11 protein-coding genes, 2 other RNA genes and 1 pseudogene are annotated in these 21,372 nt (G+C 65.5%); 6 read left to right on the top strand and 8 right to left on the bottom strand.

Annotated elements, in window-relative coordinates; genetic code table 11:
• The first annotated feature begins 44 nt into the window (after window positions 1-44).
• A non-coding RNA gene (locus tag ABQU90_RS19565) (sX9 sRNA) lies at window positions 45-121 on the top strand.
• A gap of 364 nt (window positions 122-485) precedes the next feature.
• On the opposite strand, the gene ABQU90_RS19560 is transcribed toward ABQU90_RS19565, so the two are convergent.
• The gene (locus ABQU90_RS19560; RefSeq protein WP_055852673.1) at window positions 486-830 is read right to left on the bottom strand and encodes a hypothetical protein; all 345 of its coding nucleotides are present in this window, start codon (window positions 828-830) and stop codon (window positions 486-488) included.
• A gap of 372 nt (window positions 831-1,202) precedes the next feature.
• Between ABQU90_RS19560 and ABQU90_RS19555 the strand changes: the two genes are divergently transcribed.
• Window positions 1,203-2,084 carry a pirin family protein gene (locus ABQU90_RS19555; protein ID WP_323520840.1) on the top strand — a complete coding sequence of 294 codons (882 nt, stop codon included), beginning with the start codon at window positions 1,203-1,205 and terminating at the stop codon, window positions 2,082-2,084.
• Window positions 2,085-2,328: 244 nt separating this feature from the next.
• On the top strand, window positions 2,329-2,943 hold the full coding sequence (locus ABQU90_RS19550; protein ID WP_115514804.1) for an FMN-dependent NADH-azoreductase: 615 nt from the start codon (window positions 2,329-2,331) through the stop codon (window positions 2,941-2,943).
• A 42-nt stretch (window positions 2,944-2,985) separates the two neighbouring features.
• Here the strand turns inward: ABQU90_RS19550 and ABQU90_RS19545 are convergent, their stop codons facing one another.
• Entirely contained in the window at window positions 2,986-3,879 is an 894-nt protein-coding gene (locus tag ABQU90_RS19545; RefSeq protein ID WP_323520841.1) for a LysR family transcriptional regulator, read from the bottom strand.
• Between the two features lie 337 nt (window positions 3,880-4,216).
• Between ABQU90_RS19545 and ABQU90_RS19540 the strand changes: the two are divergent.
• Window positions 4,217-4,423: pseudogene (locus ABQU90_RS19540) on the top strand (hypothetical protein); the annotation flags it as partial.
• Between the two features lie 402 nt (window positions 4,424-4,825).
• On the opposite strand, the gene ABQU90_RS19535 reads toward ABQU90_RS19540, so the two are convergent.
• From ABQU90_RS19535 to ABQU90_RS19525, 3 genes are all read right to left on the bottom strand, one after another.
• The gene (locus ABQU90_RS19535) at window positions 4,826-5,047 is read right to left on the bottom strand and encodes a hypothetical protein (RefSeq protein ID WP_055852685.1); all 222 of its coding nucleotides are present in this window, start codon (window positions 5,045-5,047) and stop codon (window positions 4,826-4,828) included.
• On the bottom strand, window positions 5,044-13,713 hold the full coding sequence (locus ABQU90_RS19530; protein WP_407078722.1) for a GH36-type glycosyl hydrolase domain-containing protein: 8,670 nt from the start codon (window positions 13,711-13,713) through the stop codon (window positions 5,044-5,046). Before ABQU90_RS19530 ends, ABQU90_RS19535 begins: the two co-directional genes overlap by 4 nt.
• A gap of 214 nt (window positions 13,714-13,927) precedes the next feature.
• Window positions 13,928-14,004, bottom strand: a non-coding RNA gene (locus ABQU90_RS19525) — sX9 sRNA.
• A 251-nt stretch (window positions 14,005-14,255) separates the two neighbouring features.
• Between ABQU90_RS19525 and ABQU90_RS19520 the strand changes: the two genes are divergently transcribed.
• A complete protein-coding gene (locus ABQU90_RS19520) occupies window positions 14,256-16,676 on the top strand; it encodes a penicillin acylase family protein (protein ID WP_323520842.1) in 2,421 nt (806 codons plus the stop codon).
• 94 nt (window positions 16,677-16,770) lie between these two features.
• On the opposite strand, the gene ABQU90_RS19515 is transcribed toward ABQU90_RS19520, so the two are convergent.
• From ABQU90_RS19515 to ABQU90_RS19505, 3 genes are all read right to left on the bottom strand, one after another.
• Window positions 16,771-18,309, bottom strand: coding sequence for a S41 family peptidase (locus tag ABQU90_RS19515; protein ID WP_323520843.1), 1,539 nt, complete (start codon window positions 18,307-18,309; stop codon window positions 16,771-16,773).
• A 221-nt stretch (window positions 18,310-18,530) separates the two neighbouring features.
• Window positions 18,531-19,400: an NmrA/HSCARG family protein gene (locus ABQU90_RS19510; RefSeq protein WP_323520844.1), complete on the bottom strand. Its 870-nt coding sequence runs from the start codon at window positions 19,398-19,400 to the stop codon at window positions 18,531-18,533.
• A gap of 37 nt (window positions 19,401-19,437) precedes the next feature.
• The gene (locus ABQU90_RS19505; RefSeq protein ID WP_323520845.1) at window positions 19,438-20,373 is read right to left on the bottom strand and encodes an NADP-dependent oxidoreductase; all 936 of its coding nucleotides are present in this window, start codon (window positions 20,371-20,373) and stop codon (window positions 19,438-19,440) included.
• Between the two features lie 102 nt (window positions 20,374-20,475).
• Here ABQU90_RS19505 and ABQU90_RS19500 point away from each other — a divergent pair, with 102 nt between their 5' ends.
• A complete protein-coding gene (locus ABQU90_RS19500; protein ID WP_311238143.1) occupies window positions 20,476-21,351 on the top strand; it encodes a LysR family transcriptional regulator in 876 nt (291 codons plus the stop codon).
• The last annotated feature ends 21 nt before the right edge of the window (window positions 21,352-21,372 follow it).

The raw sequence follows: 21,372 nt of genomic DNA, 5'->3' as shown, positions 1-21,372 counted from the left end.
GACGGCGCGCTCCGCAGGTGGGCACAGCCAGCCCTCGGTGCGGCATGGACCACCCGTGCACTGCGGTTTCGGGCGCGCCACCCACGCCCAGCTGACGACTGCTTGCCAGCTTGGGCTAGCCGCTCCAAGAAGCAACCGACACCGCGGCGACGCAGCCGCCAGGCGGCTGCAGCCGGTGCGCGGAATCTGGTTGCCATGTGCGTTGGCTGCGGTTGCTCCATGCCGCACGCCCCCAGCTGGCGGGGCCGTTCGCGCCACTGCGTCAGCCGCTCTGAAACGCGCTGCCACCCATTTGGGTCGCCAGCAGGCGGCCAGCGTTTGGCATCTGTGCGCTGGCGCCCGTACAAAGCAGCAACGTGCCGGCGGTGCGTCAACTGCCACCGACACCTCTCACGTCAGAGCCCAGCTTCTGCGCGGCGCGCTCCGCCAAGCGATGCGTACCGCCCGTGCTGCGGCCAACCGGTGCGCAGCGAGGCGCGTTGCCTTCAGCCGCAATACACCGCAGTGATGTTGTTGGTCGGGCCGGTTTCGATGCTCAGGTGATCGCCGCCGCTTTCACTGGCGCCCTGTGCGGGGTCGGCCAGACCGCTGGCGGTGGTGCCGCCGGTGGCGCGCTCGCCGCGCCGCACGCTGACCTGCAGGCTGTCGCTATCCACGCGCGCGCGCTCCACCGTCTGCGCCGCTGCGGCCAGACCCACGATGCCGCGGACCTTTTCGATATGGCATTGGCCGGAGATCGCGCCATCGATGGGTTGCACCTGCGCCACCTGATTGGAAGCACAGGCCGAGAGCAACAGGACGGCAGCGAGCGGGGCGAGGGTGCGGATCATCGGGCGTCTCCAGCGAAAGAATGGCGCAAGCGTGAAGAACCCGTTGTTGGTGTGGCATGAAGGCCGCCCGCTGGGGCGCGGGGTCCGCAATGCAGGGCCGTGCGCTCCTGGACTGGCGGTTGGCGCCCAGCCTCCGGCTCGCTGAGCGAAGACACCCAGACCGCGTGACCGCCCCACTCGGAGCAGGCAGCCCAGGCGGTATGCCGGCCGCCATTTCGTCCGCGCGTACCAACGAGGCAAAGTTGTGCAGGCTGGATTACTTCGATTTTTGGACGATTCCACTCCAAATCTTCCGGCTAGTCGATCAATAGGCGCATCTCTACGCTTTCCATCACCGGAGCAGCTGGCTCCACCACCGCAAAGGGATCTGTCATGAACGCACAACTGGCCACCACCTACGCCGATCAGCCGCAGCACGAGACAAGCGTGCAGGCCATGCCGCGCCCGGTGGTGTTTCGCACCCGCGGCACCACCCGCGGCCCGATCACCCGGCTGATGAGCCCGGGCGATCTGGGGCAGCTGGTCAAGCCGTTCGTGTTCCTGGACCTGTTCACCGTCAAACCATCGGTGGGAGGAGCACCGATGGGCATGCATCCGCATTCGGGCATTGCCACGCTCACCTACCTGATGGAGGGCGAGGTCGGCTACGAGGACAGCACCGGCAAGCAGGGCACGCTGCCTACCGGCGGTGTGGAATGGATGCGTGCCGGCAATGGCGTGTGGCACGACGGTGTGCCGGTCGGCCAGTCCTCGGCCAAGGGCTTCCAGCTTTGGGTCGCATTGCCTGCAGCCGAAGAAAACGCTCCGGCGCAAAGCCTGTATCTGTCGCCGGCCGATGTGCCGGTGGCCGGGCCGGTGCGTGTGCTGCTGGGTCGCTACGGCGAGCTGGAAAGCAAGATTCCGGCGCCGGCCGACATGACCTATCTGAGCGTGCAACTACAGGACGGGGAGCGCTGGCGTTACGTGCCGCCGGCCGGCCACAGCGTGGCCTGGATCGCGGTGCACACCGGGCAGCTGGACGCGGCCGAGAGCATCGGCAGCGGCCAGATAGCGGTGTTCAAGGATGCCGAGCAGGCCATCGATGTGGTGTCGGTCGGTGCGAGCTCCTTCGTGCTGGGGTCGGCGGTCAAGCACCCGCACGACCTGGTCATGGGCCACTACTCGGTGCACACCAGCACCGCCGCACTGGCGCAGGGCGAGGCGGAGATCCGCCGCATCGGCGAGCAATTGCGCGCCAAAGGCCGCCTGGCCTGAGTCGCGCGCATGCCGGGCAGCCGAGACGTGGCTGCCCGGCATGCGGCGTCAAACACGCAGCGCTTGCCAGGCAATACAGCGCATTACCGATCGTGCGGAAGGCAATGCGCCTTCAAAACCGCACGCCCGAGCCTTGGCGACAGGTCTTCAACGATGGCCTGCACCGCCCAACCGTCGATGTGTGCGCACCCCAGCCATGCATCGCCACCCATCACACCCCCACCTATCCAGCAAAGGCATTCCAATGAAACTGCTTCATCTCGATTCCAGCATCCTCGGCGACTATTCGGCGAGCCGTCAGCTCAGCGCACGCATCGTTGCCAAGCTGCAACAGCGCAACGGCGATGTCACCGTCACCCATCGCGATCTGGCCGCCAACCCGATCGCTCATCTGTCCGGCGCGCATCTGGCTGCGCAGCAGAATCCCACGGCCGATCAGACGCCGGAACTGGCCGCCGACCTGGCTAATGGTGCTGCGGTGCTGCAGGAATTTCTGGATGCCGACACCGTGGTGATCGGGGTGGCGCTGTACAACTTCAGCGTGCCGACCCAGCTCAAGGCCTGGATCGATCGCGTGCTGGTGGCAGGCAAGACCTTCCGCTATACGTCCGAAGGAGTGCTCGAGGGGCTAGCCGGCGACAAGCGGGTGATCCTGGCGGTGGCGCGCGGTGGGTTCTATGGCGCCGGCTCGCCGCTGGCGTCGTTGGAGCATGCCGAAACCTACATGCGCACCGCGCTGGGCTTCGTCGGCCTGCATCACCCGGAGGTCATCGTTGCCGAGGGTCTGGCCACCGGCAAGGAGGGACGTGAAGCGGGTCTTGCCGTTGCCCATCAGCAGATCGATGGGCTTGCTGCCTGAGCTGGCGCGACGCCGCAAGCGGCGTCGCTACTGCCCATGCGCCTACAGCGCATTCAATCGCACGGTCACGGCCTGGATAAACGCCGAGACCGCACGCGGCAGATGCCGTCGGCTTGGGTAGAGCGCGTGCAGGCCCTGACCGCGGCGTTGGAAATCCGGCAGCACCACGCTCAGGCGGCCCTGTTCGATATCCGGGCGCGTCAGTGCCTGCGGCAGTAGCGCGATGCCGAGCCCGGCCACGGCGGCCAGGCGCAAGGCGCGCGCGGTGGTGGCAGCAAACCGCGCCTGCACCTGCACCTGCTCGGCAAGCCCGGACGGCCCCATCAGCGTCCAGGTCATCTGCCCACTTGGGTGCGGGAAGCCGATGCCGTCGTGCTGCCGCAAGTCGTCCACCTGCAGCGGCCTGCCGCGCGCCTGCAGATAGTTTGGGCTGGCGACCAGCAGGTCGCTGTTGTCGGCCAGGATCTGGCGGCCGACATACCCCAGGTCCGGCAATGTGCCGCCACGGAAGGCCACATCGATGCGTTCGGCGATCAGATCGGCCTTGGCATCGCTGAGCACGAATTCCAGGCGCACGCGCGGATGCGCAGCGAGAAATTCGCCGACCCATTCGATGCGGAAAAAATCCAGAAAATCCGCGGGTGCCGCCACGCGCACCAGCCCGGCGGCTTCGTCGCCATCGGCCACCAGGCTCTGCCCGGCCGAGGTCAGCCCGTCCACCGCATCGGCGCAACGTTCGAAGAAGGCTTGCCCGGCGTCGGTCAAGGTCAGCTTGCGGGTGGAGCGCTGCATCAGGCGCGTCTCCAGCTGCGCTTCCAACTGCTGCACGCGCCGGCTCACGCTGTTGGGGGCGGTGCCGAGCCGGCGCGCGGCTTCGGCAAAGCTGCCGCTGCGCACCACCTGCACGTAGAGCGCGATGTCATTGAGATCGATCACCAGCAGCCTTGGCGCGTGTAAACGCGGAGTCTAAGCGCGGCGACTGCACGCAGTCGATCATGGCGGCGTCGGGTGCTGTATGCGGGAGCTCAGGTGCACTAGCAGTAAAGCGCTTCATGCCTTGTTGCCCGCGCTCGGTTAATTGAGATTTTGACGCTGCGTCTAACGAAGCTAAGTTGCAAAATCTTGCTTACTCAGATGTGGTGGAACGGTGCGGTAAGGCATGCGTAGAGCATTGGTGCTGCGTGCTTGCTGCGGGGCCCTTGCCCGCCCACCATCGGGGGACACGTTGCAAATACGTCCTTGTAAGCTCTTACGCGGCATCCATGCCGCGTAAGGTCTCGCGACGGTGGGCGGGCAAGGACCAGTGGAGATAGTGGGTGTGCATGTTTTTAAGCAGCCGACCAATTTTATGGTGCGGTGTCCTCGCCGCTTGCGGGACCGTGTGGCGGCATGGATGCCGCCACCGAGCCTACATGGACGTACTTGCGGCGTGTCCCGCGAGCGGCGAGGGCACCGCACATTCGACTCACTCAGCGTTTGACGGTATCCAACGTCTCTGCGGCTCGAATCCTTGGCTGCGTTTGCAGCGTGTGTCTCGATGGAATGAGATGTTTCGGATAGATCAGATGCAAAGCGAGTGATGTGCAGCTTGGTTGCAGGGCCCTTGCCCGTTCACCGTCGCGGGACACGCTGCAAATACGCCCATGTAAGTTCTTCTGCGGCATCAATGCCGCATAAATTCCCGCGATGGTGAGCGGGCAAGGACCCGTCGAGATGGTTGGTGTGCATAGTGCAAGCAATGCAGGACGTTCTTCTGATTGGTTAGCTATCGTGTCGCTCTGCGACGCGCACCACCGAGCCCATGCAACTTGCGAGACGCTCAGCTTTTTACCCGGCAACCGACTGACATTCTGGTGCGGCGTTCTCGCCGCTTGCGGGACACTTATTGCGTGCGCGTGAGCCCGTGACGCTGCAACAACTGTTGCAGGCGGTCCTGCACCCGCTGCAGATCGGCATCGGCTGCCTCGTCCAGAATGTCCTGCGCCAGCGCATCGAACTGCGGCCAGAACTGGCTGGGGTCGCGTACCCGCTGCGGCCAGACCGACAGCATCTTGCCCAGTTCGGAGAGCTGATGATTGGTGTGGGTGCGTGTGTGCAGGCTCATGTCGCGTCTCCCGGCCAGTCCAGAGCCACAGCGTGGACCGCACCGTCGTCGATGAGAGTGAAAGCAAGCTCGGCCTGCAGCACGCCATCAATCTCCAGCCGTGCCGCGCCACCTGGGCGTTGGGTGACATCGATGACGTAGGTGCTGGCGCCGAAGCGATACCGCAGCTGGTAGCCCGGCCAGCCGGCCGGGATGCACGGCACGATGTGCATGCGTTCGCCATGCCGTTGCAGGCCGAGCAGCGATTCGGTCAGCAGCCGGTACATCCAGCCCGCCGCGCCGGTATACCAGCTCCAGCCACCGCGGCCGGCGTGCGGCGCCACCGCGTAGACATCGGCGGCCAGCACGTACGGTTCGGCCTTGTAGCGTTGCACCGCCGCTGCATCGCGGGCATGGTGGATCGGGTTGATCATGCCGGCCAGTTGCCAGGCCCGCGCGCTGTCGCCGAGGTGAGCGAAGGCCATCGTCGCCCACACCGCTGCATGCGTGTATTGGCCGCCGTTTTCGCGCACGCCGGGGACGTAGCCACGGATATAACCGGGGTCGTGTTCGGTGCGATCGAACGGCGGCATCAGCAGCTTGACGATGCCGGCGTCGGTGTCGACCAGATGCTGGTGCATCGCGTCCATTGCCTGCGCACTGCGCGCCGGGTCCATCGCGCCGGACAGCACCGCCCAGCTCTGCGACAACGAATCGATACGGCATTCGTCCGAGTCGCTTGCGCCCAGCGGGGTGCCGTCGTCGAACCACGCACGCCGGTACCAGCCACCATCCCAGGCGTGCTGTTCCAGCGATGCGCGCAGAGCTTGTGCATGCGTGCGACAGATCGTGGCGAATGCCGCATCGTCGCGCTGCGCGGCCACGTCTGCGAAACGCAGCAGCGTGTCGTAGAGGAAAAAGCCCAGCCACACGCTCTCGCCCTTGCCGTCCTTGCCGACCCGGTTCATGCCGTCGTTCCAATCGCCGCTGCCGATCAGCGGCAGGCCGTGTTCGCCCAGCCGGGTCATGCCACGTTGCAGGGCGAGCACGCTATGCGCATACAGCGACTGCATGTTGCCGGTGAGCTGGGGCAGGTCGTAATACGATTCTTCGTCGGGCTTGAGTTCGCGCCCATCGATGAAGCCCACGCGCTCGTCCAGCACGCTGGTATCGGCGGTGGTGTCCAGATAGCGGCACAGCGCCTGTGGCAACCACAGAAAATCGTCCGAACACTGCGTGCGCACCCCCCGGCTCTGCGGCGGGTGCCACCAATGCTGCACATCGCCCTGTACAAACTGATGCGCGGCGCAGCGCAGCAGATGCGCGCGGGTGAGCGCCGGCTGCGCATGCACCATCGCCATGCTGTCCTGCAACTGGTCGCGGAAGCCGAACGCGCCACCGGACTGGTAGTAGCCGCTGCGTGCCAGGAACCGGCAGGCGATGGTCTGGTAGAGCAGCCAGCCATTGGCCAGCAGATCCACCGCCGCATCCGGCGTGCTCACCTGCACGGTGCCCAGAATCTGCTGCCAGTGCGCACGCACCGCCAGCAACGCGGTGTGCGCGGTGGCCACGCCACGGCTTTGACGTGCCAGCGTCACTGCGCTGGCGCGATCGGCGGCCGCACCCAGACGGAACACCGTTTCGAAGGTCTGTTCGGCCGCCAGCGTCACCGGAATCTGGATCGCCGCGCACGGGTCCAGGCCGGCACCGACGCGACCGGACAAGCGCTGCCGAGTGAGCGCGGCGGGGGCGGCCAGGCTGCCGTTGCGCCCGAGGAATTCGCTGCGGTCGGCGGTGATGCTGCGGCTGGGCGCATCGGCATCGAAGAACGCCACGCGCCCGTCGAATTCGGTGTTGTACGGGTTGCGCGCGGTCAGCACGCTGCTGCCCAGATCCACCTCGCTGACCACATGCAGTTGCGAGCGCGCGCGGATGTCGCCGAGCACCCATTCCACATACCCGGTGACGCTGAGCCGGCGCGGACGCCCGGACAGATTCTTCAGCCGTAGATGGCTGAACTTGATCGGCCGCTCCACATCGACGAACACCCACAGCTCGCTGCCGATACCGTGTTCGATATGGCTGTAGACGCTATAGCCGAAGCCGTGGCGCACGGTATAGCGACCGTTGCCGCGGCATGGCAGTGCCATCGGCGACCACACTTCGCCGGTGTCATCGTCGCGCAGATAGAACGCCTCGCTGGAGGCATCGCCGACCGGGTCGTTGTGCCACGGCGTGAGCCGGAATTCGTGCGCGTTCTCGGCCCAGCTGTAACCGGGGCTGCTGTCGCTGACCACGCTGCCGAACTGCGCATTGGCCATCACGTTGCACCACGGCGCCGGCGTGGCGGTGCCTTCGTCCAGGGTGATGCGGTATTCGCGGCCGTCGGCGGCGAATGCGCCCAGGCCGTTGTCGAACAGCACCGCTTCTTCGGCTGCGGCCTGCAGGGTGTGGTCCAGGTAAGCGGCGTGGGTGCTGGCCAACGCGTCGGCGCTGTCCAGTTGCTGGATCGGCTCCAGCAGCGGCGGGTGCGCACGTGCGCTGGGGTGGCGCTGCAGTTGCGCGTCCAGGGTGCCGTTGGCATCGCTCAGGATCGCGCGTGCCACGGTCTGCAACAGCACGCGGTCTTCCTGCGAAATGTGTTCGATGGCGCGCACGAAAATACCGCCGGGGCGGTCGAGCACATTGGCTTCGGGATCGGCAGCGATCAGGCCCAGGATGGCGTCCTGCAACTGCTGGCGATAGCCGGCCTGGCTTTCGTTCCAGATCACCAGGTCCGCACGCAGGCCTTTCAGGCGCCAATACGCGTGCGCCTGCACCAGCTGGCGCGCCAGTTCGAGATTATCCGGGTCGGTGATGCGCAACAGCACGATCGGCAGATCGCCGGAGATGGCGTGACTCCACAGCGCCGACTGGCCGCGGTGGTTGTGCAGCAGTACCTCGTTGTCGGCGCGCAGTTGCGGGTCGACGAACAGCACGCGCGCGGCCAGCCGCTCGTAGAGCATCGCATCGGCCAACGAGGCATTGATCTGCCGGCGCGTGACCTGGCTCTGGGTCAGTGCCAGATCGAACACCCGGTCGGCCAGACGGCGGTCGCGGTACTTGTCGATCAATGCGGTGCAGGCGGCGCGCTGGGTGCCCACGCCGTAGACCATGTCGACCTGCGCCTGCTGATCGGGCGCCAGCGAAATACGGCAGCGGATCGCTACGATCGGGTCCAGCACCGAGCCGGCCGCGCCCGACAGCGCGGTCTGTTCGCTCAGGGCCGCCGGATTGCGGGTGCTGCGCCCCCGCCCGATGAACGCGGCGCGGTCGGTCTCGTAGGAGATCGTCGCCACATCGGCATCGTGCACCGCCACCAGATGCAGCATCCACGGCTGCGCCTCGTCGTGCCCGCGCGGTCGGCGTGTGCACAGCAGGGCCTGTCGGTCGGCCAGGATCTCGGTCTGCACGAACAGGTTGCTGAAAGCCGGATGTGCCTCATCGGAGGCGGCCGGCGCCAGCACCACTTCGGCGTAGGTGGTGATCTCGATGACCCGCGTCTGCCGCGAGCGGTTGCGGATGCGCAACCGGCGCAGTTCCACATCGTCCTCGGCGGAAATGGCGATTTCCAGATGGCTGTCGTACCGCTGGTGGCTGCCCTTGAACTCGGCCTTGGCATCGGAAAAGATCGCTTCGTAGCGCTCTACCGGCACGCAGGTCGGTTGATACGCGGCCGACCACACCGCGCCGCTGTCCACATCGCGCAGATAGCAGAACGTGCCCCAGTGATCGCGGGTGCCATCCTCGCGCCAGCGGGTGACCGCCATGTCGCGTGCACGGCTGTAGCCACCGCCGGCCGAGGTCAACATGCCGTGGTAACGCCCGTTGGAGAGCAGTTGCAACGCCGGCTGCGCCATGTTGGGGTCGCGATGGATACGCAACGCCATCCCCGCCTCGGTGGCGACCGGGCGTTCGGCTGCTTCGACCAGGCCTTTGACGTAGACGCCGGCACGCGGTGCGCGCTCCTGCAACAGCAACAACGTGGCCTGGAATTGCGGATCGGCGACAAAGCGTTGTTGCATCGGCGCATCGCGCAACACGTGATCCAGCGCCAGCAGCGCCATACCCTGGTGATGCGACATGAACGAGCGCACCACGGCGTGTTGTTCGCCACGCGGCACCCGCGAGGGCGTGTAATCGATTGCCTCGTACAGACCGAAGCGGCCGCCGAAGCCCAGCGCCTGCAGTTGCTGCAGATTGCGGCAGGCCGCATCCGGTTCGACCATCAACGCCATCGCGCTGGCATAGGGCGCGATCACCAGATCCTGGCCCAGCCCGCGCTTGAGTCCGAGTCCGGGGACGCCGAACGCGCGGTATTGATAATTGCGCCGCGTATCGACCGTGTTGTAGCCCGATTCGGACACGCCCCACGGCACATCGCGCGCTGCGCCGTAGCGGATCTGCGCCTGCACCGCGCCGCGCATCGAGCGGCTCAGCAGCGTCTGCGGGTAGCTGGGCATCACCAGGTCGGGCATCAGGTACTCGAACATCGAGCCGCTCCACGACAGCAGCGTCGGCTCGGCGCCGGTATCGGTCAGCGTGCGCCCAAGCGCGAACCAGCTGTCCTGCGGCAGCTTGCCCTGGGCGATCGCCACGAAGAGCCCTAAGCGCGCCTCCGAGGCCAGCAGGTCGTAATGGCCGCTATCCAGGCGGCGGTCGTCGACGTTGTAGCCGATCGACAACAACTGCTGGGCACGGTTGTAGAGAAAGCCGTAGTCCATCTGCGCCAGTTGCCCGGCGATATGCGCAAGCCGTTGCAGCTCCTGCACGCGCGTGGCGGCCCAGGTCTGCACCTGCGGCGGCTGGCTGCCGTCGGCCAGTTGCCGCAACGTGGCGATCGCCGGGGAGGGCTCTTCCGCTGTGTGCGGAGAGGGGCTGGCGAGTGCCGGCGCGCACTGGCTCAACTCGTCCAACGTCGCCTTGCAACAGTCCACCAGGCGCTGCGGCCAGGGCTCTTCGTCATCGCCCGTGCTCGGCATCGCCGCCAAGAGCGATTGGCTCTGTGCCAACAGCAGCCGCAGGGCGGCATCGGCCTGCTGCAGGGTCGGCGTGGGCTGGTTGCGGATCGCCTGCACGCGCTGCGTCATCGCGCGCAGTGCAGCGGTGGCATCGTCGCTGCGCGGCGTCGTTTGCATGCTCAGCACGCCAAGCGTGTCGGCCAGCCCGTCGAACACCGCCATCGACACCGCCGGCGCATCCACCAGCGCCAGCAGCCCTTGCCGCAGCGTCAGCAGATGCCCGACCAGGTTGCCGCTATCGACGGTGGAGACATAACGCGGCATCAACGGCGCCAGCGTTTCGGTGTCGTACCAGTTGTAGAAATGGCCGCGGTGGCGCGGTAGCGATTCCAGCGTGGTCAGCGTATCGGCCACGCGGGTCATCACGCCGGCCACGGTCAGGTAGCCCAGATCGTAGGCGGCCAGGTTGGCCAGCAACCCCAGCCCGATGTTGGTCGGCGAGGTGCGGTTGGCCACCACCGTGACCGGGTATTCCTGCACGTTGTCCGGCGGCAGCCAATGGTGCTGCGCGGTGCTATGGCTCTCGAAGAACGCCCAGGTACGCCGCGACAATCCGCCGAGGAAATCGCGCTGCTCCTGCGACAACTGCGCCACCGGCGCAGCGGGCTGTTCGCCCAGCCAGGCCATCAGCCAGGGCGCGCCCAACCACGCCAGCCCCAGCGGCAGCGCCGCCCACAAGGCCGCCGGCGACCACCACGCCACCGCCGCAACCACCAGCGCCGCACTGCAGGCGGCGCCGGCCATCAGGGGGTGTTCGGCATTGCCGCTGCGCGCGCTGCGTTCCACTTCGCTGGACGGTGCCCACTGCAACAGATGGCGATGGGTGATCGTCATCCGCAGCAGCGTGCGGGCGATGGCCGCCAGCTGCAGCCCTGCCTCGAACGGCAGGCAGGCCAGCACCACACCGGTGCGCAGCAGATGCTGGCGCAGCCCCGCCCCCACCTGGCGCGCGTGATGACGCAGCCCCAGGCCCTCGGGCGGGTGCGCCAGCGCATACAGCGCCGAACACAGCCCCGGCAGCAGCCACAGCACCAACAGCCAGAGCGTCCAACGCAGCGGTGTAGGCGAGCACAGCCAGCCGATCAGCAACAAGCCGAAAGCGGCCGGTGCCACCAGGCTGCGGCGCAGGTTGTCCAGCAGCTTGCCGCGCGACAACCACGACAGCGGATTGCGCGCGCGCCGGCCACCCCGGTCGGGCACCCAAGGCAGCAGCCACGGCAAGAGCTGCCAGTCGCCACGCACCCAGCGCGCGCGGCGCTTGGCATCGGTGGCATAGCGCTGCGGATGGCGCTCGTACAGGCGCACGTCGCTGAGCAAACCGGCGCGTACATAGCAGCCTTCCAGCAGGTCGTGGCTGAGCACGCGGTTGTCGGGGAAGCGGCCGGCCAGCACCTGCTCGAAAGTGGCCACGGCATAGATGCCCTTGCCGATGAAGGAGCCTTCGCCGAACAGGTCCTGATACACATCCGACACCACGCGCGTGTACGGATCGATGCCCGGCTCGATGCCGAACATGCGCGCAAAGCGCGATTCGCCGCCCTCGCTCATGCCGGTGCCCAAGCCGGGCTGCAGGATGCCGTAACCGGCTTCGATGATCTGCCCGGACGCATCCAAGCGCGGCACATTCAACGGATGCGACATCGCGCCGACCAATGCGCGTGCCGCATCCCGGGGCAGGTGGGTGTCGCTATCGAGCGTGATCACATAACGCACCTGCACCAGCGCGGCGACATCGCCTTGCACCTGCAGGAAGTCGTTGGCTGCCTGCAGCGGGGCATCTTCCGCGCACAGCAGGCGGTTGAGTGCTTCCAGCTTGCCGCGCTTGCGCTCTGCACCCATCCAGCAGCCCTCGTGGGCGTTCCATTCGCGTGCGCGGTGCAGCAGGAAGAACCGATCGACATGCGCGTCGGCATACGCCGCGTTGAGCCGATCGATGTGTTGCGCCGCATGCGCCACCAGCGCCATATCGGCAGGCAACAAGGCTTGCGCGGCATCGAGAAAATCGGTGAGCAGCGCGAAGTACAGCTGCTCGTCGCGGTTGGCCAGGTAATGCACCTCCAACGCGCCGACCAGCTCATCGATGGCATCGGCACTGGCCAGCATGCTCGGCATCACCACCAGCGTGCGGCAATCCGGTGGAATGCCCAGGCGGAGGTCCATGCGCGGCAACGGATGCGGGCGCACCCACAGCGTCGCCACCCAATTGACCAAGGCAATACCCAACTCGCTGGCGGCCAGTAGTGCGAGACCGGCGGTGGTCCACCACAGCGCCGCTGGCAGTGCGCTCACGCCCTGCAGCAAGAGGCCGGTCCATAGCAGGGCGATCAATGCGATCGGCAACAGATACACCGGCAGCGCAACGCGGCGTGCGCGCCGCCCGCGCGGCAATGGCGTCGGGCGCGCGGACGTGGATGGCGTGCGTAGCGCGGCACGTAACGTCGGCAGCCCCGCATCCACCAGGTAATAGCCCACATGGGCGGTCACCGGCGCGTCGGCGCTGGCCTGCGCGGCCAGCTGCAACACCGTCTGCGCCACCGCCGGTTCGTCGCAGTGCATGCGCTGGGCCAGGTGCTCCACCACATGACGGTAGGCATCGCGGGTCTGAAAATCCATGCGCGCATAGACATCGGCCGGGTCGCTGCGCAGGTGCTGCTCCACCACACTCATGCTTTCGACGAATTCGCGCCAATCCATTTCATCCAGAAACCGCAGGCTGCCGATACTGTTGCTGATCGCCACCTGTTCGGCCGCCTGGCGCTGGCTTTCGGCATGCACCAGGCCCTCCACGCTCTGGCCTTCGCTGGCCAGCCATTGCTCCACCCAGGCACTGGCCATCGACAGCACCGGGCCACGGCCCTGGATGCCGCGCGTCAACTCAGCGACGAACGCGCCGGTGGCCGGCGGTTGCGAGCGCGCCAGATCGGCCACCACCACCACCACATCCTTGGGCTGGGCCGCGGCAGTGGCGTTGAGCAAGGCCGCCCAGCCCGCGGCGAGGGCGTTGTCGCGCCCGTCGTGCATGATGCCGTCGGCAATGCGGCGCACGTTGTCGAGCAATGCAAGCCGCAGCACGATTGGAATCGCCCACAGCTCGCCGAGTTTGAGCGGCGCCACCTGTTGATAGGCCGCAATGAAACGGCTCAGCGTGATCGCATCCACACGCCCATCGCCATGCGCGACGACCTGCAGGCCCAACTCGTAGACGCGCGGCAGGCCGATTGCGGTAGCGGTGCGCAGACGCGGCAGTTGCCGGCTGTAACCGGGCGGAAGATGCAGCCGCGCCAGGCGCATTTGCTCTTCGATCAGATAATAGTTGTCCAGCAACCACTCGCCGGCAGGATGCAATCGCACGCCATCGGCTGCCATCTCGGTCAGGCGCGATGCCGCACCGTCGAGCGCGCGTTGGTTGAACTTGAGCCCCGACAACAACAGCTCGCGTGCCGGCCCGGTGTAGAGCGTGTGCGAGGTTGCCAGCGCACGCGCCAGCGTTTCCATCTGCTCGTCGCCGAGCAAGGCAACGCCCGGTGCGACCGCATCACGGACCGGATGCGCTTGTAGTGATCGTGCTGGTTGGGTAATCGATTGCCACCAGAGAGAGAACGCAGACGCTTTCCGCTTTGGCGGCATGGAGACATTGCCTGTGCAGCATAAGTGCCGCTAGAGCCACGATCATGCGCGCTCGCGTTAGGCGACATGTGAAGGGAGATGCATGTGCAACGCGCGATGCCACGTGATGTCGGCGATCGATGTCGGCGCATGCGGCGAATGGCATCGTCGAATGCAGACGTGCAGCATGCGATCAAGCCAACGCGACAGTGATGTGTGCGTGTGTATTCAGAGTGGCTAATAAAACGTAGCGAGCAGTTACCAGGTGGATGTGGACGGGGCGCTCATAACCGGCGTGTACGCGTGGTCCATGCCGCACCGAGCACAGGCCGCGCCTGCCTGGCGGTGCGCACAGTTACTTTGTTAGCTGCTCTTGGAGCGATGGATTGACTGCACCCACGATGGATCGAAGGCGTAGCAGCGACCAGCATGATTCGCTTGCTGCGCCGGGCATTCTGCAATCGGTGTGAGCACACGCCGCCAATGCGGCACGCTGTCCTTGCCGCCTGTGTCATCGTGCAGGCGTGCGGCATCTTCCTTTCTGCGTTCACAAGGCGTCACCCATGCTCCACACAACACATCGGTGGGTGCTGTGCCTGCTGCTGAGCAGTTTGAGTCTGCATGGCAATGCCGCGCCATCGCAATCGCAATCGTCCATGAGCGTAGCCGGGTTGGAACAGCCGGCGCAGATTCGCGTCGATCGTTGGGGCGTGGCGCACATCTACGCCCGCACCGATAGCGACGCGTTCTTCGTGCAGGGATTCAACGCCGCGCGCGACCGTCTGTTTCAGCTCGACCTGCTGCGTCGCAAAGGGCTGGGCCAGCTTGCCGATGCGTTCGGGCCGGCCTATGTCGAACAGGACCGCGCGTCGCGGCTGTTTCTGTATCGCGGCGACATGCACGCCGAATGGGCCAGCTACGGCCCCGATGCACAGCGCGACGTCAGCCGATTCGTTGCCGGCATCAATGCCTACATCGCCTGGCTGGAGGCGCACCCACAGGCGCTGCCATATGAATTCCGCACCTTCGGCTACCGGCCGCAGACATGGTCGCCCGAAGACGTGCTGCGCATCCGCACCACCGGTTTGAGCCGCAACGTCAAAAGCGAGGTCGCCCGCGCCAAGGTCGCTTGCAAGGCCGCGCTAAGCGTCGACGCGATCCGGCTGAAACTGCAGCCGGTCTGGACCACTCACGTGCCCGAAGGATTGGATCCCTGCCTTCCGGACGCGGTGTTGAAGGTCTATGAACTGGCCACACAAAGCCCCAGGCTGAGCGCCGATACCCACCCGCGCAGCGCTATCGCAGACACCGCAGCACTACGTCCGGAAGAAGAGTCCGCTGCAGAAGGCAGCAACAATTGGGTGATTGCCCCGCACAAATCGGCCACCGGTCATGCGGTGCTGGCGGACGACCCGCACCGCGCGTACACCGTGCCCAGCCTGCGTTACTTCGTGCATCTCAACAGCCCGGGGCTGGACATCATCGGCGCCGGAGAGCCCACCGCGCCGGGCATCGCGATCGGCCACAACCGCACCAGCGCTTTCGGCCTGACCATCTTCAACATCGATCAGGAAGATCTCTACGTCTACCGTCTGAACCCGGCCGATCACACGTCGTATTGGTATCAGGGCCATTGGGAGCCGATGCGCACGCAGCATGCGTCCATTGCAGTGCGCGACGCTGCATCGGTGCCGGTGGAGCTGCAATTCACCCGGCATGGGCCGGTGATCTATGTCGATGCGGACAAGCATATCGCCTACGCCATTCGCTCGGTTTGGAGCCAACCCGGTGCGGCGCCGTATCTGGGGTCGCTGCGTTATCTGCGCAGCGCATCATTCGAGCAGTTCAAGGACGCGCTCGCGCACTGGGGCGCGCCATCAGTGAATCAGGTCTATGCCGATGTGCACGGCACCATCGGTTGGGCGACGGCCGGCATGACCCCGCGCCGCGAACATTCGGATGGGTTGCTGCCGGTTCCGGGCGATGGCCGCTACGAGTGGAGCGGCTTCTGGAACAGCGATATCTTGCCCTCATCGAAGAACCCCGCCTCCGGCTTCATCACCACCTCCAACGAGATGAATCTGCCGGCCGGCGATCCATCCCTGGCGCGCAAGATCGGCTTCGAATGGGCCAACGACGCGCGGCATGCACGCATCACCCAGGTGCTCGCGCAGTTGCCAAAGGTGACCCTGCAGGATTCGCAGCAGTTGCAGAACGACCAGGTGTCGTTGCTGGCACAGCGGCTGGTGGCCTTGCTCCAACCGCTGCACGCGCAGGACCCGGCGACCAACGCGGCATTGGCGCTGCTGCGACCGTGGAACGGCGAGGTCAGTGCAACCTCTGCCGCTGCCGCGCTGGAAGAAGTGTGGTTCAGCAGTTATCTCGGCGCGGCTTACAAAGCGTTGGTCCTGCGCCCGGTGGAGGCGGCCACCTTCGGCATGCCCGACGCCGCGGTGCTGATGGACGCGCTGGAGCATCCGGGGGCCGCATTCGGTCCAATCCCCACCGCACGCCGCGACCAGTTGCTGCTGGAGTCGCTGCGTAGCGCTTACCAGTCATTGGTCGACCAGCAAGGGCCGGATCCGGCGCAATGGCAGTGGGGCAAGCTGCACACCAACAGCGTTACCCATGCGATGAGCGCAGCGCTCGGCAGCGAACGCGCGCGGTTGGATGTCGGTCCATTCCCCAAGGGCGGCAGCCCGTACACGCCCAATCAATCCAGTTACGACCCCAAAGATTTCCGCCAGACCATCGGCCCGTCCGCACGTCTGATCATCGACCTCGGCGACTGGGACAATGCGCGTGCGGTGAACTACCCCGGTCAATCCGGCGACCCGGCCAGCGCGCATTACCGCGATCTGGCGCCACTATGGCTGCAGGGCAAGTATTTCCCGTTGCTGTACACGCGTGCGGCGGTCGACGCGGCAACCGAGCAAGTGTTCGATCTGGTGCCGGCGCGCGCACCGGCAAGCAGAGCCCGGTAGCACGCCCAGGTAGGCAAGCGCGGCGTTCTCTACACCGGGGCGGCGTTTGGAAACAGAGCACTCAGCGCAGAAAACCCAACGGCCACAGCCTGTATCAGGGGGTGCTCAGGATTTGCTCAAGCCATGCCTGCACCGCGGCGGTGTCGTCGATGTTGCCGGTGAACGCGATATCCGGCTTCTGTGGCACGTTGTCGTTGCGTGGCCGTCCGTCGCGCGTCATGTAAGGCACGGCGATACCGCCATTGCCGCTTGGGAGCATGGCCGTCATCGGCGAGCCGGTGCGCGCATCGACGAAGGTTTCGGTGCCCACCTGCAGCACGCCTGGAAACTGTTTCAGCTCGTCGACAAATCCGATGCAGGCGCTGCCACAGTCGTAGTCGGTGAGTACCAGCACGCGCGCGTGCACGGGGTTGATCGGTCGTCGCTTTGGCTTGGCGATTCGTTCTGCATTGGCCGGCGCATGCAGCAACTGGTCCCCACGCGCCATTGCCGCCAGGGAGAGCTTGTTGTCTTCATCGTAGGCAATGCCGTCCGGCGGTGCAGCTGCTGGTGCGTCTGCGCCAGGGCTGGCGGGGGAAAACGTCGAGGTGTCGACCGACTGTTTGGTGAGCCGATAGACGGCCGAAATCTTCAGCCGCTCTCTTGCGTAATAGTTGGTGTAGTCGTTGCCATAGAGCGCTCGCAGCACACCCATGAACCACTCATAAGGTCCGCCCTCGTTGCCGCGGACGTCCAAGACGATTACCGACTTGTCGCGCAGCGATGGAGCCGTGCGGTACAACGCCTGGAATTGATCCGATTGCTGTCTGTTCGCCGGCGAAAAATTGCCAAGCCTGACCCATGCCCCGTTCGCACCGAATGGCGTGACAGCGACGTCCGTGCCGAGGTCGGGCTTGATCGCCGACATCAGCTTCGTCAGGTCGCTTTGCTGCAGGGATTTCCAATCGAGGACGACGCTGCGCCCATCGATGGTGCAGTGTTCCGGACGTTTGAGGAATGGGCTTTTCCGATACCGAAACATGATCGGCGCAGTGCGCGCATGCGTCGATTCCAAGCCGGGGATGATGTTTTCCGGGATCATGTGCTCGTAGAGCGCAATGCGCTCGGACCATTGGCGCATCGGCTGTCCGTCGCAGGCGGTGATTTCCGAGCCATTTGCCACGCTTTCGTCCGAGCCGGCGACCAGGAAGTGGCCACTCTGGTATCTGGCAAGGAAGCCCGGCCATTGATACGTCTTTGCCTGCAGCTGCATCCACACATAGGCATGGGCGTCGTTGAAGGTCGAAAAGAAATGCGCGAGTGTTTGACGATAGCCTTCGAAGTTGGTGACGTGTTGGATATCGGCATCGGCCTGTTGACGCGCCTTGGCCATCGTGGCCTCAAATGCTGCAGGATCTGGATACACCGCCAGGATTGATTGGTTCTTGAACCATTGCAGTGAAAAGTCTACGTCTTTGTCAGCCATCGCTGCCCAGCCTTGCAGGGGCTTTTGCGGTGTGAGCGACGCTTGATCGGCGGCCAGGCAAGACGCGGCGGCCAGCAACGCTGTCGATAAGAGGCTGGCTAGCACTGCGCGTTGAACGCGACGTTGCCGTTGGGGAGTACGCGATGGCCCACCGATGGTGACGGTCATGTTTTGGTACCTGAACTGGAAAAGGTACACAGGCTTAAGCAATCGGCATGCCAAGCGCTGCGGCCGCACACCCTGAGGTTTTTCGATCTGCAGAAGTGTCCGCGGACGTCCGTTTCTCTGTTCGGTCGTCCACCGCGTTGGTCTTTGACGCGACACACGCTTCCAACAGAGGCTTGTACGCAGCAAGCGCGGAATATCCGCGCTTGCTGGCAACTTGTTTTTTAAACCCGCGCAGTGGACTCGCGCACGAAGTCTTCATAGGTGCGCAGCGGGCGGCCCAGGATCGCCTGCAATTTTTCCACTGTGCCGTCTGCTGCCTGCATGCCGAATTTCTGGATGCCGGCCATCATCAGGCGCATGTCGTACGCCAGCCAGGAGGGGCCATACGCAGCCATCTGTGCTTCGAACGCCGCCACGTCGCCGCCGGCGTAGGCGATCTCGCGACCGAGTGCTGAACTCCAGGTCTTCGCGACGGAAGCGCCGGTCACGGCATGCGGGCCGACCAGCTCCAGCGTGACGCGCTCAAGTGCTGCAGGTGCACGGTCGCGTCGCAGCAACTCGACAACGGCGATGTCTGCAATGTCGCGCGCATCGATCATGGCAACACCGGTCGCGCCGATCGGCATCGGATAGACACCGTAGCCTTCGATGGTCTTCTGGATCATGCCCTCGTTCTGCATGAAGTACGCCGGACGCAGAATCGTCGCAGGAATATTCAGGCTTTCAATCATGCGCTCGACCGTGTGCTTGCCAGTGAAGTGCGGCACGTTGGTGAATTTGTCGGCATGGATCACCGACAAGTAAACGATGCGTTCGATGCCTGCTTCCTGGGCAAGATTCAATGCGATGAGCGCCTGCGTCACCTCGTCCGGAGTCACCGCATTCAACAGGAACAAGGTGCGTGCCGACGACAGTGCCGCGCGCATCGATGCAACGTCGGTGAGGTCTGCCACAACCTCGGTGACGCTGGCCGGAAAGGCGCGTTTGCCGGTCTGGCGCACCAGTGCGTGGACCTGTGCGCCGGCATCGGCCAGGCCCTGGACGACGAGGGAACCGATGGTGCCGGTGGCACCGCTAACGAGAATGCTCATGTGAGTCTCCTGCTGTGGATGGATGTGGATGGATGAGTTAGTGCGACATGTCCGCCACGACCTTGCCGGCTCGCGAAGCGGTGCGATTGCGTTCGATTGCTGAGGGGATCTCGGCGAAACCGACGATCTCGCCGACCTTGGATGTCAGCGCGCCGCTGGCCACTTGTGCGGCCAGGGTTTCCAGCAGCGCGACGTCCGGGGTGTTCATGAACCACAGGCCACGGCGGCCACGCGGTGTGCGGGCCAGGATGTCCGGCGAGGTGGTGCCGACGATCGCGCCGTGCGGCGCGAGCACTTGCCACGAGCGGTCCAGGACATCGCCGCCGACGTAGTCCAGCACCAGGTCGATGTCGCCAACGAGGTCTTCAAAGCGCTGCGATCGATAGTCGATGACCTGGTCCGCGCCGAGGCTGCGCACGTAGTCGATGTGCTCGGTGGATGCGCTTGCGAACACCTGCGCCCCTGCACGCTTGGCGTACTGCACCGCATAGCCGCCCAGCCCGCCTGCTGCGCCATGGATCAGGATCCGCTGGCCTGCCACGAGCGGGCCTGCGTGGTGCAGGCTCTTCCAGGCGGCCACCGCAGCAACCGGCATGGCAGCGGCATGCACATCGTCCAGGCCATCGGGAGTGCGTGCGAGTTTGGTCTGGTCTACCGCAATGAACTCGGCAAACGCGCCGAGCGCGCCCATCGCGCCCATGACCCGATCACCGACCTGAAAGCGCGTGGCACCGGGCCCGACGGCCTCGACCACACCGGCCAGTTCGGCGCCCAGCACCGCCGGCAAGGGCAGCGTAAAGACCTCCCGCACCAAGCCTGCGCGGACTTTCCAGTCGATGCCGTTGATGCCGGCGGCGCGGATGCGCACCAGCACCTGGCCGGCTCCGGCGTGGGGTATTGCAATGGTGGCCACTTCGGCGGCATCGGCGCCGCCGTATGCCCGGATCACGACTGCGCGTTGGGTGGTGCTCATGACAGTTGCTCGTCTGGCGTTGCGATGAGCAAACTGTATGGCGTTGCGCAGGTAATACGAAGACGCCAATATGTAGACGCCTGGTTTCAAATCTGGAACACCATGGATCTGAATGCATTGATCGATTTCGCGCTGGTCGCAGCGAACCAGGGCCTGGGAAAGGCCAGCCGTGCGAGTGGTCGGTCGAAAGCGACCCTGTCCCGTCGCATCGCCGAGCTCGAGGAGCAACTGGGGGTGCGCTTGGTCGAGCGCAGCGCCCGTGGCCTCCGGCTCACAGAGGCCGGACAGTTGCTGATGGAGCGCACCGAGGTCCCGCTGAGCGAGGTGGCCGAGGCCATGGCGGCCGCGCGCGAAGGGCTTTCAACGCCGCGCGGCCGCCTGCGTGTGGCGTCTCCGGTGCTGTTCTCGCAACTGGCGATGGGGCGCATCGGCGCAGAGTTCTGTGCGGCTTACCCGGAGATCACGCTGGAGGTGGTGGCAGAGGACCGCACGGTCGACCTGGTGGAAGAACAGTTCGATGTGGCCATCCGCATCAACCCCAGCCCGGACAGCAGCCTGGTCGGTCGCTGTTTTGCCAAAGATCGGCTGGTTGTGGTCGCAGCGCCGAGCATCGCCATGCCCACCAGCAGCGCGGTCGTGCCAATTGCCGCTGTCGTAATGTCGAGCTTCCAACCGACCACATGGGCTCTGGATGACGGGCGCCTGGTCCTGGAACCCATTCCACGGCTGAGGTTTTCCTCGTTCCTGATGGTCCGCGATGCGGCGCTTGCAGGCGGCGGCGTGGCGTTGATTCCGCAGTCGATCGCATGGAATCAACTCGCCCGCGGTGAGTTGGTGCAGTGGGGCACGATCTCCGGCGTGGAGCCGGCATTGTGGGTATTGCACACGTCCAGACGGTTGGCGGCGCCGAAGGTGCGTGCCTTCGTGGACTTCATCTGCGACAGATATCCCGATGTATCGCTGGTGCTGAAGGGCTAGGGCGGCTGCATCTGGCTGCGC

Source organism: Xanthomonas sp. WHRI 10207, assembly GCF_040202975.1.
Lineage (GTDB): Bacteria > Pseudomonadota > Gammaproteobacteria > Xanthomonadales > Xanthomonadaceae > Xanthomonas.
Note: the sequence above shows the minus strand (reverse complement) of the source record. Positions and strands in the feature narration are given on the sequence as shown.